Here is a 13377-nt window from a genome sequence, read left to right as displayed (position 1 = left end):
TACCGCGGGGCACGTGCCTGATGCACGTCTCCGTCCAGCGGATTTCAACGTTCTGTTGAAAGTCTTCCCCCCCGGCCGGCACCCCGTCAAGGGGGCCCCGCGCCACCGGAAGGGGAGGCGCCACCCTCTAGACGTTTCCACAAAGTGGAATTAGAATTCCGTAAGACAGAACGTAGCTATGCACAATCCAAGCGTCAACCCCTCCCGGAATCGGCCCGCGGAACACCGGACAAAGCACCCCTGACCGGCGAGAACCCACCGGTGGGCGCCGTCGGCGGGGCCCGGGCGGCGGGTAGGCTCCTCCCTGTCCGTCCGCAGCCGTCCGCCCTGGCCGGCGCCCCGTACGCAGCCAGTTCGCAGGCCCGAAAGGAACGCGCCGTGCCGAGGTCGTCCATCGCCACCAACGACGCCAAGCCCGCCGCCACCGGCGGCGTCCAGTCCCTGGAGCGCGCCTTCGACCTGCTGGAACGGATGGCGGACGCGGGCGGCGAGGTCGGCCTCAGCGAACTCTCCGCGGCCAGCGGCCTGCCGCTGCCCACCATCCACCGCCTGATGCGCACCCTGGTCGCCTGCGGCTATGTACGGCAGCAGCCGAACCGCCGGTACTCCCTGGGCCCCCGGCTGATCCGGCTCGGCGAGTCCGCCTCCCGGCTGCTCGGCACCTGGGCCCGCCCCTATCTGGCCCGGCTGGTCGAGGAGACCGGCGAGACCGCCAATATGGCCATGCTGGACGGCGACGAGATCGTCTATGTGGCGCAGGTGCCGTCCAAGCACGCGATGCGGATGTTCACCGAGGTGGGGCGGCGGGTCCTGCCGCACGCCACCGGCGTCGGCAAGGCGCTGCTCGCGCACACCCCGGCCGAGGAGGTACGCGCCCTGCTGGCCCGTACCGGAATGCCGGCCACCACCGAGAAGACCATCACCACCCCGGACGGCTTCCTGGACGCGCTGGAGGAGGTGCGCCACCTCGGCTACGCCATGGACGACAACGAGCAGGAGATCGGGGTGCGCTGTATCGCGGTGACCGTGCCCGACTCCCCCACCCCGGCCGCCGTCTCCATCTCGGGCCCGGCCGGCCGGGTCACCGAGACCGCCACCGAGAAGATCGTGCCGGTGCTCCAGAGCATCGCCGCGGAACTCTCCGAGGCCCTCGCCAGCTCGGGCCCCGCCGCCTGACCCCAACTGCCCCTCGCCGGGCGCCGGTTGGACGCGCCCCGTCAGACCTCGTACGGCGGCTGAGGGGTGCGGGGGTCGTCCGCGGCGGGCAGGTCGAGCAGGTCCACCGCGACGCGCACCTCGGCCAGTCCGCCGGCGAGGGCGCTCACCGAGCCGACGGCGGCGGCCACCACCAGCAGCGAGCGGCGCAGCGCGGCGGGCTGCGGCGGCTGCTCGCGCGCCAGCCCGGCGAGCACGGCCAGCTCGTCCTCGGCGATGGCCCGGTCTATGAACTCGGCGGGATGCGCGGCCAGTTCGCCGCGCAGCCGGCCGATGGCGCACTGCAAGGCGCCGATCCGCGCGGCCCGCTCCCCGTCGCCGCCCGCCACCGCGGGCCGCCCCATGATCCGTAGCACAAGCCCTCCCCCTCGCACCCCACGGTGCGACCTCGCTCCGCTCGTCTCCCACCCCGGACCCGGGCGCACCGAACGGCGGCCGACCACCGACAGTGGCCCCGGGTTGGCGGACAGTAAACGCTACGCGGTGCGCCTTTCGCCACTCAAGTGACGGAAATGGCAGGGGAGATACCGGTCTTGCGGGACACCGAGGGCGCGCGCAGCCGTACCGTACGCCGGGCGTGCCGGTGGGCTGCGGCGCACCGGGGCGCGCCTATCCGGAGGTGGTGGCGGCGTACGACATCGACACCCCGCGGATCTGGCCCACTTGGAGTGAGGGGGCTGGCACTGGGCGACACATTGTGTCGACAGGAAGAATCTCGACGTCAACAAACCATTGAACTTCCACCATAAGGAAACTACTATCCACTGTTCAGAAGCGCCGTTCCCTGCCATTACCGGGGATCGGCGTCCGACGGCCGTATCCCGGATCCCTGGCACCCCGTGCCGGGCAGCTCCCACGCCCCTGGTGAGTTCTGCCCCGGCGCGCCGCCGCACCATGTCCACCATGGAGGGTGCCCCGGCGGCCGCCCGGCACGCCCCAGAAGTTCGCTGACTCGCTGAAGGAAGTGACAGCTCATGTCCGCACCAGCGCCCTCTCCGCTGGACATCGTCGACGCCACCCCGCTGCCCAGGCAGGACGAGGTGCTCTCGGACGCGGCCCTCGCCTTCGTGGCCGAGCTGCACCGGCGCTTCACCCCGCGACGGAACGAACTGCTGGCGCTCCGCGCCGAGCGCCGCGACCGGATCGCCCGCACCTCCACCATCGGCTTCCTCCCGGAGACCGCGGCGATCCGCGCCGACGACTCCTGGCGGGTCGCCCCCGCGCCCGCCGCGCTGGAGGACCGCCGGGTCGAGATCACCGGCCCCACCGACCGCAAGATGACCATCAACGCGCTCAACTCCGGCGCCCGGGTGTGGCTCGCCGACTTCGAGGACGCCTCCGCCCCCACCTGGGAGAACGTCGTCCTCGGCCAGGTCAACCTGAAGGATGCCTACCACCGCCGGGTCGACTTCACCGACGGGCGCAGCGGCAAGACCTACGCCCTCAAGCCGGACGAGCAGCTCGCCACCGTGGTGATGCGCCCCCGCGGCTGGCACCTCGACGAGCGGCACCTCCAGCTCGACGGCACCCCGGTCCCCGGCGCCCTGGTCGACTTCGGCCTCTACTTCTTCCACAACGCGCAGCGCCTGCTCGACCTCGGCAAGGGCCCGTACTTCTACCTGCCGAAGACCGAGTCGCACCTGGAGGCCCGCCTCTGGAACGAGATCTTCGTCTTCGCGCAGGACTACGTCGGCATCCCCCAGGGCACCGTCCGCGCCACCGTCCTGATCGAGACCATCACCGCCGCCTACGAGATGGAGGAGATCCTCTACGAGCTGCGCGACCACGCCTCCGGGCTGAACGCGGGCCGCTGGGACTACCTCTTCTCCATCGTGAAGAACTTCCGTGACGGCGGCGCCAAGTTCGTGCTGCCGGACCGCAACGCGGTCACCATGACCGCCCCGTTCATGCGCGCCTACACCGAACTCCTGGTCCGCACCTGCCACAAGCGGGGTGCGCACGCCATCGGCGGTATGGCCGCGTTCATCCCCTCCCGGCGGGACCCCGAGGTCAACAAGGTGGCCTTCGAGAAGGTCCGCGCCGACAAGGACCGCGAGGCGGGCGACGGCTTCGACGGCTCCTGGGTGGCCCACCCCGACCTGGTCCCGATCGCCATGGAGTCCTTCGACAAGGTGCTCGGCGACAAGCCCAACCAGAAGGACCGCCTCCGCGAGGACGTCTCGGTGGCCGCCGGCGATCTCATCGCCGTCGACTCCCTGGACGCCAAGCCCACCTACGACGGGCTGGTCAACGCCGTCCAGGTCGGCATCCGCTATATCGAGGCCTGGCTGCGCGGCCTCGGCGCCGTCGCCATCTTCAACCTGATGGAGGACGCCGCCACCGCGGAGATCTCCCGCTCCCAGATCTGGCAGTGGATCAACGCCGGGGTGGTCTTCGAGAACGGCGAGCGCGTCACCCCCGAGCTGGCCCGCGAGGTCGCCGCCCGCGAACTGGACGCCATCCGCGCCGAGTTGGGCGAGGAGGCCATCGCCGCGGGCCGCTGGCAGCAGGCCCACGACCTGCTGCTCACCGTCGCCCTGGACGAGGACTACGCGGACTTCCTCACCCTGCCCGCGTACGAGCAGCTCCGCGGCTGACCCGGCCGTACCGCCGTACCGGAACGGGCGGCACCCAGGGGCCTTGGCGGGTCCGAGGGTGCCGCCCGTTTCATGTCACCGGGATCACTCCAGGTGGGCCGACCAGTCGGGGGCCGCCGCCGGTCTGCCGTGCAGATCGGGGACCCGTTTCAGCCAGCCCGGACGTCCGGCGCGGCGGGCCTCGGCCCGGCGGGCGTCCTCCGCGATCAGCTCCGCCCGGCTCGGGAAGTCCGTCGGCAGCCACTCGGCGGAGACCCGGGCCCGTGCCTCCAGATGCTGCGCATAGGCCTCGCGCAGCTCATCCGGCCCGGCGAAGGAGGCCTCCGCGGGCAGCCACTCGTCCGGCACCAGCGCCACCACCTCGCGCAGCAGCTCGCCCGTCACCCGCGGAGCCAACTCGGCGTCCGCGGCCCGGGTGTCGGGCGCGAAACCGCCCAGCGCGTGGTGGCGGAAGTCATAGCGCTTCCCGGCGGCGGCCCGCGGGGCGTGGGCGTCCCAGCGGTGGTGGAAGACGAGGGCGGCGCCATGGTCGATCAGCCACAACCGGGGCTCCCGGGACGCGGACACCGGCCACACCATCAGGTTCGAACTGTGCACGGTGCGGTCCACGTTGGCCGTGAGGGCGTCCAGCCACACCACCCGCCCCGCCTCCACCGGATCCACCGTGAAGTCCCGCGCCACCTCCGGGGTGAAGTCCCGCGCCCCCGGCAGCAGATCCATGCCCAGATTGAGCCCGGCGCTGGCCCGCAGCAGATCCTGCACCTCCTGGTGCGGCTCGTCCGCGGCGACCGCCGGATCGAACCGCACCCGCACCAGCTCCGGCACCCGCAGCCCCAGCCGTCGCGCCAGCTCCCCCACGATCACCTCGGCCACCAGCGCCTTGCGCCCCTGCGCGGAACCGGTGAACTTCACCACATAGGTGCCCAGATCGTCCGCCTCCACCACACCGGGCACCGAACCCCCCGCCGTCAGCGGCTCCACATAACGCCCCGCGGTGACCTCTCTCAACATGCGGCCCAGGCTAACCGGGTCGGCCACCCCGCAGAGCCATGACCGCCCCCGCCCCTCAACCGGCCTCCGGCGCCGGCTCCTTGAACACCGCCTCGACGTTGTTGCCGTCGAGGTCGGTGACGAAGGCGCAGTAGGCGCGGTACTCGGGCCAGCGGCGGGGGGCGTGCCGGGAGGTGGCACCGGCGGCGAGGGCGGCGGTGTGGAAGGCGTCCACCTCGGCGCGGCTGTCGGCGGTGAACGCCAGATGCATACCGCGGCTCACCGCCCGCGGGCCGTCCGGTCGGCTGAGGCAGAAGGAGGGGGTGTCGCTCTCCCGGTGCCAGTACTCGATGCCGTCGTCGGTCAGAGAGCCGGCGACGATGCCCAGCGGGGCGAGAGCGGCGGTGTAGAGGCGTTCGGTGGCCGCCAAGTCGGTGGGGAAGAGGCCGACATGGTGGAAGAGGGACATGGCGGTGGTGGTCGTGGTGTTCTCCATGGTCACGCAGGATAGGCCGCACCCGGAGCGGTCCCGGTGACCGAGCGGTCCGGTCTCCGGGATTCACGACGATCGTTCGATCAGCGCATTGCTCTGTGCCGGTGCACCTGGCCGCGGTGGGCCGCGCGGCCGGTCCCCCGGGAGGCGCGGGCGGCCTAGCGTGACCGCGGCGTGCGACGGCATCCGACTCCTCGACCCGGTGAAGCCGGTGCGCATACGGCCCCCTTCGCCCAGCTCCAGGAGGACAGATGAGCAGTACCACCGCCATGCAGGCCCAGCTGATCGCCGTGATGACGGAGCACTTCGGTCTGGGGCCGGAGGAGGTCACCCCCGCCATGACCTTCGCCGAACTCGACCTGGGCTCCCTGGAGCTGGCCGAGACCGCGGTGGTGCTGGAGGAGCGCTTCGGTCGCGAACTCCCGGACATCGAAAGCGAGTTGACCCCCGCGCTGACGGTCGCCGAGGCCGCCGTACTGCTGGACGAGCGCACCGCGGACGAGCACACCGCACCGGCCACCGAGTGACGCGCCGCACGGTGTCGGTCACCGGGATCTGCCTCACCACGCGGCCCTGGTCCTCACGGAGGTCCTGACCACACCCGTTCGCCGCCCCAACTCCCCTCGCGCTCCTGCCCGTTGGCCTAGGGTGCGGTGGATGACCGATACGTCCGCAGCGCAGGAGACCCCGGACCGGCGCGGACCCGGCCGGTATCTGTGGTGGCTGATCACCTGTCAGCGCGGGCGGTGCGCGGCCGGGGCGGTCCTGGGCAGCGCGTGGATGGTCGGTCTGACACTGCCTCCCCTGGTGCTCGACCACGCGGTGGACGAGGGGCTGGAGCCGGGACACACGGGAGTGCTGGCCGGTTGGTGTGCGGTGCTGCTGGGGGTGGGGGTGGTGAACGCCTGGCTGGCCGTGCTGCGGCATCGCACGATGACCCGGGTCCGGCAGGACGCCTCCTTCCGCACGGTGCGGGTCGTGGTGGCACACGCGACGCGGCTGGGGGCGGTGCTGCCGCGGCGGGTGGCGGCCGGGGAGGTGGTCACCATCGGTTTCGGTGATGCCGCGGCGATGGCGAACACCCTGACCATCACCGGCCCCGGGGTCGGCGCCGTGGTCGCCTGCGCCGTCGTCGCCGCGTTCCTGCTCTCCGTCTCCTGGCTGCTCGCCGTGGTCGTACTGCTGGGGGTACCGCTGCTCGCGCTGGTCCTCGGGCCGCTGCTGGGCCGGTTGCAGCGGGTGCAGTCGGTGTACCGGGAGCAGCAGGGCGGGCTCGCGGCCCGCTTCGGGGACATCGTCGGCGGACTGCGCGTCCTGGGCGGTCTCGGCGGCAAGGAGGTGTACGCCGAGCGCTACCGCCGCGATTCGCAGGCGCTGAGGGAGCAGGGGTACCGGGTCGCCGCGGTGACCAGTTGGATCGGTGCTCTCGGTGCCGGGCTGCCGATGCTGTTCCTGGCCGCGGTCACCTGGCTCGCCGCCCGGATGGCGGCCCAAGGCGCCATCACCGTCGGGGAGTTGGTGGCGGTCTACGGGTATGTCGCGGTTCTCGTGGTGCCGGTGTCGTTCTTCATCGAGGGCGGTTCCGATCTCGGTCGCGGGCTGGTCGCCGCCCGGCGTCTGCTCCGTTTCCTGGACCTGGAACCCGGCACCGCCGACCCCGCGGCGGGAGCCGACGCCCCCGGACCGCCGTCCGTGATGCGTGACCCGGTCTCCGGTGTCGAGGTGGCACCCGGCGCACTGACCGCGCTGGTCGGTGCTCGGGCGGCGGAGACGGCGGAGGTGCTGGACCGCCTGGGCCGGTTCACGCGCACCGAGGCGACCTGGGGCGTGCTGCGGCTGGAGGACATCGCGCTGGAGCAGGTCCGGGCGCGCGTCCTGCTCGCGGACGGCGAGGCCGAACTGTTCGCCGGCACCCTGCGCGAGGCCGTCGCGGGCCGCCGGGAACCGGACGACGACGCCCTGACCGGTGCCGTCCGCGCGGCCGCGGCGGAGGACATCCTGCTCGGCCTGCGCGAAGGGCTGGACTCTCCCGTCGACGCCCAGGGCCGCAATCTCTCCGGTGGCCAGCGGCAGCGCGTCCGCCTGGCGCGGGCGCTGCTGGCCGACCCCGAGGTCCTGCTGGCGACCGAGCCCACCTCGGCGCTGGACGCGCACACCGAGGCGGTGGTCGCCGCCCGGCTGCGTGCCGCGCGCGAGGGCCGTACCACCGTGGTCACCACCACCTCACCGCTGCTGCTGGATCAGGCGGATGTGGTGTACCACCTGGTGGGCGGCGAGGTGTCCGCCACCGGAAGCCATCGGGAACTCCTCCGGGGCGAGCCCGGTTACCGCAGGCTGGTCTCGCGGGGCGCGGAGGACGGGACGGACCCGGATGGACCGGATGGAACGGACGACCCTGGACAGCCTGAGCGACAGGTCGTGCGATGACCGGCCACCCGCAGCAGTCCGCCGCCGGGCCACTGCCGGTCGCGGAGCCGTCCCAACTGCGGCGTGCGGCGGTCGAGTTGATCCGCCTGGAGCGGGGGGGCCTTCGCCACGCTGATCGCCCTGAACGCGCTGGCGGTCGCTGCCGGTCTGGCCGGCCCGTGGCTGCTCGGCCGGATCATCGACGCGGTCGGGGCGGGCGGCGGGGTGGCGGCCGTCGACCGGTTCGCACTCGCCATCGCCCTTTGCGCGGCAGCCCAGTTGGTGCTGACGCGGTACGCCCGGCTGGTCGGGGACCGCTTCGGTGAGCGGACCTCGGCACGGGTCCGGGAGCGGTTCACCGGCCGGGTGCTGGGGCTGCCCCCGTCGGTCGTGGAGCGCGCCGGGACGGGGGATGTGACCACCCGCGGCACCACCGATGTCGCCTCGGTCGCCGTGACCCTGCGCGACATCGGGCCGGATGTGCTGATCGCCGCGGTGCAGGCGCTGTTCGTCCTCGGCGCGGTCTTCGCCCTCGCCCCGCTGCTCGGCGCCTGCGCGGTGGTGGGCCTGAGCGGCATCTGGTTCGCCGGCCGCTGGTATCTGCGCCGGGCGCGCAGCGCCTATCTCGCCGAGGGGGCCGCGAATTCGGTGCTGGCGGAACTCGTGGCGGCCACCGCCTCCGGGGCGCGCACCGTGGAGGCCTTCGGCCTGGAGCAGCGGCGGATCAGCGCCTGCGGGGCGGCGATCGAGCGGTGCCGGCGCACCCGGATGCGGACACTGTCCCTGCGCAGCGTGCTCCTCCCGTCGGTGGACGTCTCCCATGCCGTGCCGGTGGCGGGTGTGCTGCTCGTCGGCGGGATACTGCACCGGCACGGCGCGATGAGCCTGGGGGCGGTGGTCGCGTCCGCGGTGTATCTGCGGCAGTTGTCCGCCCCACTGGACACCATCCTCCAGCGGCTGGAGCAACTACAGGGCAGCAGCGCGTCGTTCGCCCGGGTCGAGGGGCTAGGGGGTGTCTCCCCGATCTTCGCGGGCCCGCGACGCCTGGCACGCACTCTCGCCGCACCGGCCAAACGCCCAAGTACGTCCAGTACGAGGGCGCTTGACCGGCACACCGAGAGCACGCACCAGACGCCGCGGCCTGATCCACGAAGATCGGGGAGACACCCCCTGGCGCAGGTGCCCCGGCCGCCCGAGGGCGGCTCCGGTGTCCCCGCCGACGGCCGGATCGAGCTGACCGGGGTGCGCTACGCCTATGACGGTGCCGGTGATGTGCTGCACGGTGTCGACTTGACCGTGCGGGAGGGCGAACGGCTGGCGATCGTCGGCCCCTCCGGCGCGGGCAAGTCCACCCTGGGCAAGCTGCTCGCGGGCATCGACGCGCCCCGTACCGGCACGGTGACGGTCGGGCGGGTCCCCATCCGCGAGCTGGGGCCCGAAGTGCTGCGCCGTCAGGTCGTGTTGATCACCCAGGAGCACCATGTCTTCCTCGGCACGGTCCGGGACAATCTGCTGATCGCCGCGGAGGCCGCCACCGACACCGAACTCCGGGCCGCCCTGGCGGCCGTGGGTGCCGAGTGGGCCGAGGAACTGCCGGCCGGCCTGGACACCGAACTGGGCGCCGCCGGACATCGCCTCGACGGCGCCCAGGCACAGCAACTCGCCCTGGCCCGAGTGGTGTTGGCCGACCCCCACACCCTGGTACTGGACGAGGCCACCGCCCTCCTGGACCCGCGCACCGCACGCCGTACCGAACGCGCACTGGCCGCCGTACTCGAAGGGCGCACCGTCATCGCCGTCGCGCACCGGCTGCACACCGCGCACGACGCCGACCGGATCGCCGTGCTGGAGGGCGGCCGTATCACCGAACTCGGCACCCATGAAGGGCTGTTGGCCAGCGGTGGTGCCTACGCCGCGCTCTGGCGGTCCTGGCACGGCGAGCCGCCGCCGTAGTCGCCTCCGTGGTCACCCCCGCAGCGCCTCGGCCAGCGCGCCCTCGCCGGTGACGGCCACCCGTCCGCCGCGTACCGCCTCCGCCAACTCCAGGCTGCCGTCGGCGAGTCGGGCGCAGTCGGTGGTGGTGAGGGTGAGGCGGGCGTCGGGTTCGGTGGGGGCGGGGCCGTCGCCGTGGAGGGGGCCGGGGTGGTCGGCGGAGGTGCCGAGGAGGAGGTGGAACTCGCCTTCGGGGAGGCGGACTTCGGCGGTGCCGGGTACGCCGAGGCGCGTCAGCAGGGTGTGCAGGGGCAGGGCGAACCAGTGGGCGCGGACCGCGTCGGTGGGGCGCGGCTCGTCCAGTTCGAGTGCGCCCCAGGTGCCCAGGGCCTCCAGCACCGGCCTCAACTCCCGCCCCCGCTCGGTCAGTTCGTACACCCGGGCGGCGGTGGGGGGCGGGGTGCGGCGGCGGGTGGCGATGCCGTCGCGCTCCATGTCGCGCAGCCGGGTGGCGAGCATGTCGGTGGAGACGCCGACGAGATCGGCGTGCAGATCGGTGTAGCGCCTGGGCCCGGCGAGGAGTTCGCGGACGATGAGCAGGGTCCAGCGGTCACCGACGGCGTCGAGGGCGCGGGCCGCGGCGCAGAACTGGTCGTAGCTGCGGCGTCCCGGCTGTCGTGGCTGACGTGGCATGGACCGCAGTCTAGACATGTCGTTGGACTTTCCAAGCCGCTGCTTGGTAAAACCAAGCCAGTCGTGTTCCGTGGTGCCGCAGTCGCCGGCCGGGGCGCGCGCCCGCCGCACCGGTCTGGAGGCCACCGCATGGAGTTCCGGCAGTCGAGCAAGCTCAACGACGTCTGCTACGAGATCCGGGGACCCGTCATCGAGCAGGCCGACGCCCTGGAGGAGGCAGGCCACAGCGTGCTCCGCCTCAACACCGGCAATCCCGCCCTGTTCGGCTTCGAGGCGCCGGAGGAGATCGTCCAGGACATGATCCGGATGCTGCCCAGCGCCCACGGTTACACCGACTCCCGCGGCATCCTCTCCGCCCGCCGCGCCGTCGCCCAGCGCTACCAGGAGATGGGCGTCGAGGCCGGGGTGGACGACATCTTCCTCGGCAACGGCGTCTCCGAACTGGTGTCGATGGCCGTACAGGCGCTGGTCGAGGACGGCGACGAGATCCTGGTGCCCGCGCCCGACTACCCGCTGTGGACCGCCGTCACCACCTTCGCGGGCGGCACCCCCGTGCACTACCTCTGCGACGAGCAGTCCGACTGGTACCCGGACCTCGCCGATCTGGCCGCCAAGATCACCGACCGCACCAAGGCCCTCGTCCTGATCAACCCCAACAACCCCACCGGCGCGGTCTATCCGCGCGAGGTGCTGGAGGGCGTCCTCGACCTGGCGCGCCGCCACGGGCTGATGGTCTTCGCGGACGAGATCTACGACCGCATCCTCTACGAGGACGCCGTGCACCATCCGGCCGCGGCGCTCGCCCCCGACCTGGTGATACTCACCTTCGGCGGCCTCTCCAAGACCTACCGGGTGGCCGGATTCCGCTCCGGCTGGCTGGTGGTGAGCGGACCCCGGCGGCAGGCCCGGGACTATCTGGAGGGGCTCACCATGCTCGCCTCCATGCGCCTGTGCGCCAACGCCCCGGCCCAGTACGCCATCCAGGCCGCGCTCGGCGGACGGCAGACCATCGGTGAACTCACCGCGCCCGGCGGCCGGTTGCGCGAACAGCGGGACCGGGCCTGGCAGAAGCTCAACGAGATCCCCGGCGTCTCCTGCGTCAAACCGCGGGGCGCCCTCTACGCCTTCCCCCGCATCGACCCCGCGGTGCACCCCATCCACGACGACGAGCGCTTCGTACTGGACCTGCTGCTGCGGGAGAAGATCCAGGTGGTCCAGGGCACCGGCTTCAACTGGCCGCACACCGACCACTTCCGCATCCTCACCCTCCCGCACGCCGACGACCTGGACGCCGCGATCAGCCGCATCGGCCGCTTCCTCGCCGGGTACCGGCAGTAGGCGGCCGACGGGTGCGTACCGCGCCGATCGGCGAAGATCGGAGGAGCGGCCCGGACCGTACGAGGAAGGGAGGCCGCGATGGGTGACCTGCTGCTCGTCCGGCACGGCGAGACCGAGTGGTCGCGCTCGGGACGGCACACCAGCTTCACCGATGTGCCGCTCACCGAGGACGGGGAGGCACAGGCCCGCGCCCTCGCCCCGCTGCTCACCTCGCACCACATCGCGGCGGCCTTCACCAGCCCCATGCTCCGCGCCCGCCGCACCGCGGAACTCGCCGGCCTCCCCGGCGCCCGCGTCGACCCCGACCTCCGCGAGTGGGACTACGGCGCCTACGAGGGGGTCACCACCGCCGAGATCCACCGCGGCCGCCCCGGCTGGTACCTCTTCGAGGACGGGGTGGAGCCGGGCGGCCCCGAGCACCCCGGGGAGAGCCCCGAGGAGGTGGGGACGCGGGCCGACCGGATGCTGTCCACGGTGGACGCGGCCCTCGGCAACGCGGAGGGCAGCGTGGTCCTGGTGGCGCACGGCCACTTCCTGCGGGTGCTCACCGCGCGCCGCCTGGGCCTCGGCCCGCGGCAGGGCGCGCTGTTCCAGTTGGCGACGGGCACGGTGTGCCGCCTCAGCACCGAGCACGGGCGGCCGGTGCTCGCCGGCTGGAATGTCAGACCCCGAACGTAGGCTGCACATCAGCAGGGGTGGACGGACGGGAGGGGCGCGATGGCACGTCAGCCGACGGCGGCGCAGCGGCGGCTGATCGCCGCCGCCGCCCCGGACACCGGGCGGGTCCGCGGCACCCCGGCGCAGTTGGCCGCCCTGGTCCGCCTCGGTCTCGCCTTCCGCCACCCCCGCCCGCCGCACGACCACTTCCTCACCCCGGCCGGCCACCGCCTCCGCGAGCAGCCCGCCCAGCCGCCGTCACCGCCCGCCACTCCCCCACCCGGTCAACCGGCCGCCGTACAGGCCCCGTTCACCGCCCGCACCGGTACCGAAGACGGACCGGACGGCGACGGGGACGGGGCGGACGGTGGGGCCGAGCGGGCGCGGCAGGTGCGGTCCGCCTGGCAGGGGCTGCTGGAGCTGCGCCGGATGACCCGCCCGGACGGCGCCACCGAACTGCCCTGCGGCTGGGAGCGTACGCATCTGGTGCAGGCCGCCGCGCTCGCCCTGGAGGCCGCCGGCTGCCCGCCCCGGCTGCCGTCCCGCCCCGGGTACCGGGTGACGGCCACCCCTCAGCCGGAGGCCGTCGCGGTGGACGCGCCGGGGCCCGGGGAGCTGCGGCGGTGTGCGGCGGCACTGGAGGCGGCGGGCTGGCAGACCGGAGAGCACACCGAGCCCCGCACCGCCCGCCGCTACCTCCTGGCCTCCCCGCGCCGCGCCTGACCGCCCCGGCCCGAAGTCTCCGCATCCCCCAACGGCCCACGCCCACCGGCGAGTTCACCGGCCCGCCCGCACCGCCGCACCCCACTCGGCCTACTCGGCCTGTTCGGACTGTTCGGACTGTTCGGCGGTGCCGTACTCGCCGGTCCGCTGCTCACCGTCGCCTGTGCCGGCGCCCGGGTGACAGCCGTGCCGCGGGCGGCCTGGACCCGCCGCCGCACTGGCAGGTCACGGCGACCCGTACCGCCTCGGCTGAGTGGGCGGACGGGTGCCGGAAAAGCGGGGGGACCCATGCCCGGGCCCCGGGTGCGGGGCTGGGGGGGGGGGTGTTATAAA

12 protein-coding genes are annotated in these 13377 nt (G+C 73.2%); 8 read left to right on the top strand and 4 right to left on the bottom strand.

The features are described 5' to 3' along the window. Nucleotides 1-378: 378 nt before the first annotated feature. A complete protein-coding gene (locus ACFVST_RS16610) occupies nt 379-1176 on the top strand; it encodes an IclR family transcriptional regulator (protein WP_390151684.1) in 798 nt (265 codons plus the stop codon). Between the two features lie 41 nt (nt 1177-1217). On the opposite strand, the gene ACFVST_RS16605 is transcribed toward ACFVST_RS16610, so the two are convergent. Next, the gene (locus tag ACFVST_RS16605; RefSeq protein WP_390151682.1) at nt 1218-1559 is read right to left on the bottom strand and encodes a DUF5955 family protein; all 342 of its coding nucleotides are present in this window, start codon (nt 1557-1559) and stop codon (nt 1218-1220) included. Nucleotides 1560-2189: 630 nt separating this feature from the next. Here ACFVST_RS16605 and aceB point away from each other — a divergent pair. Then, nucleotides 2190-3812: a malate synthase A gene (gene aceB, locus ACFVST_RS16600; protein ID WP_390151679.1), complete on the top strand. Its 1623-nt coding sequence runs from the start codon at nt 2190-2192 to the stop codon at nt 3810-3812. 84 nt (nt 3813-3896) lie between these two features. Here aceB and ACFVST_RS16595 read toward each other — a convergent pair whose 3' ends face one another. Together ACFVST_RS16595 and ACFVST_RS16590 are read right to left on the bottom strand one after the other, a co-directional pair. Beyond that, a complete protein-coding gene (locus tag ACFVST_RS16595; RefSeq protein ID WP_390151676.1) occupies nt 3897-4823 on the bottom strand; it encodes a HipA family kinase in 927 nt (308 codons plus the stop codon). Nucleotides 4824-4878: 55 nt separating this feature from the next. Further along, nucleotides 4879-5298, bottom strand: coding sequence for a VOC family protein (locus ACFVST_RS16590; RefSeq protein ID WP_390151673.1), 420 nt, complete (start codon nt 5296-5298; stop codon nt 4879-4881). 248 nt (nt 5299-5546) lie between these two features. On the opposite strand from ACFVST_RS16590, the gene ACFVST_RS16585 reads away from it, so the two are divergent. The 3 genes from ACFVST_RS16585 (at nt 5547) to ACFVST_RS16575 (ending at nt 9654) form a co-directional block, all read left to right on the top strand. Then, complete coding sequence (locus tag ACFVST_RS16585) at nt 5547-5822, top strand: acyl carrier protein (protein ID WP_390151671.1); 276 nt, start codon at nt 5547-5549, stop codon at nt 5820-5822. Between the two features lie 130 nt (nt 5823-5952). Continuing rightward, nucleotides 5953-7722 carry an ABC transporter transmembrane domain-containing protein gene (locus ACFVST_RS16580; protein WP_390151668.1) on the top strand — a complete coding sequence of 590 codons (1770 nt, stop codon included), beginning with the start codon at nt 5953-5955 and terminating at the stop codon, nt 7720-7722. 111 nt (nt 7723-7833) lie between these two features. Beyond that, nucleotides 7834-9654 carry an ABC transporter ATP-binding protein gene (locus ACFVST_RS16575; RefSeq protein WP_390151847.1) on the top strand — a complete coding sequence of 607 codons (1821 nt, stop codon included), beginning with the start codon at nt 7834-7836 and terminating at the stop codon, nt 9652-9654. A gap of 12 nt (nt 9655-9666) precedes the next feature. Here the strand turns inward: ACFVST_RS16575 and ACFVST_RS16570 are convergent, their stop codons facing one another. Next, on the bottom strand, nt 9667-10326 hold the full coding sequence (locus tag ACFVST_RS16570) for a winged helix-turn-helix transcriptional regulator (protein WP_390151665.1): 660 nt from the start codon (nt 10324-10326) through the stop codon (nt 9667-9669). Between the two features lie 129 nt (nt 10327-10455). On the opposite strand from ACFVST_RS16570, the gene ACFVST_RS16565 reads away from it, so the two are divergent. The 3 genes from ACFVST_RS16565 (at nt 10456) to ACFVST_RS16555 (ending at nt 13044) form a co-directional block, all read left to right on the top strand. Continuing rightward, nucleotides 10456-11664 carry a pyridoxal phosphate-dependent aminotransferase gene (locus ACFVST_RS16565; RefSeq protein ID WP_390151662.1) on the top strand — a complete coding sequence of 403 codons (1209 nt, stop codon included), beginning with the start codon at nt 10456-10458 and terminating at the stop codon, nt 11662-11664. A 78-nt stretch (nt 11665-11742) separates the two neighbouring features. Further along, nucleotides 11743-12342, top strand: a complete 600-nt coding sequence (locus tag ACFVST_RS16560) for a histidine phosphatase family protein (RefSeq protein WP_390151659.1) — start codon at nt 11743-11745, stop codon at nt 12340-12342. Between the two features lie 39 nt (nt 12343-12381). Then, nucleotides 12382-13044 (top strand): hypothetical protein, encoded by a 663-nt coding sequence (locus tag ACFVST_RS16555; protein ID WP_390151656.1) that lies wholly within the window; start codon nt 12382-12384, stop codon nt 13042-13044. Nucleotides 13045-13377 lie beyond the last annotated feature (333 nt).

The organism is Streptomyces sp. NPDC058045 (assembly GCF_042885635.1).
In the GTDB taxonomy this organism is placed as follows: domain Bacteria; phylum Actinomycetota; class Actinomycetes; order Streptomycetales; family Streptomycetaceae; genus Streptomyces.
Note: the sequence above shows the minus strand (reverse complement) of the source record. Positions and strands in the feature narration are given on the sequence as shown.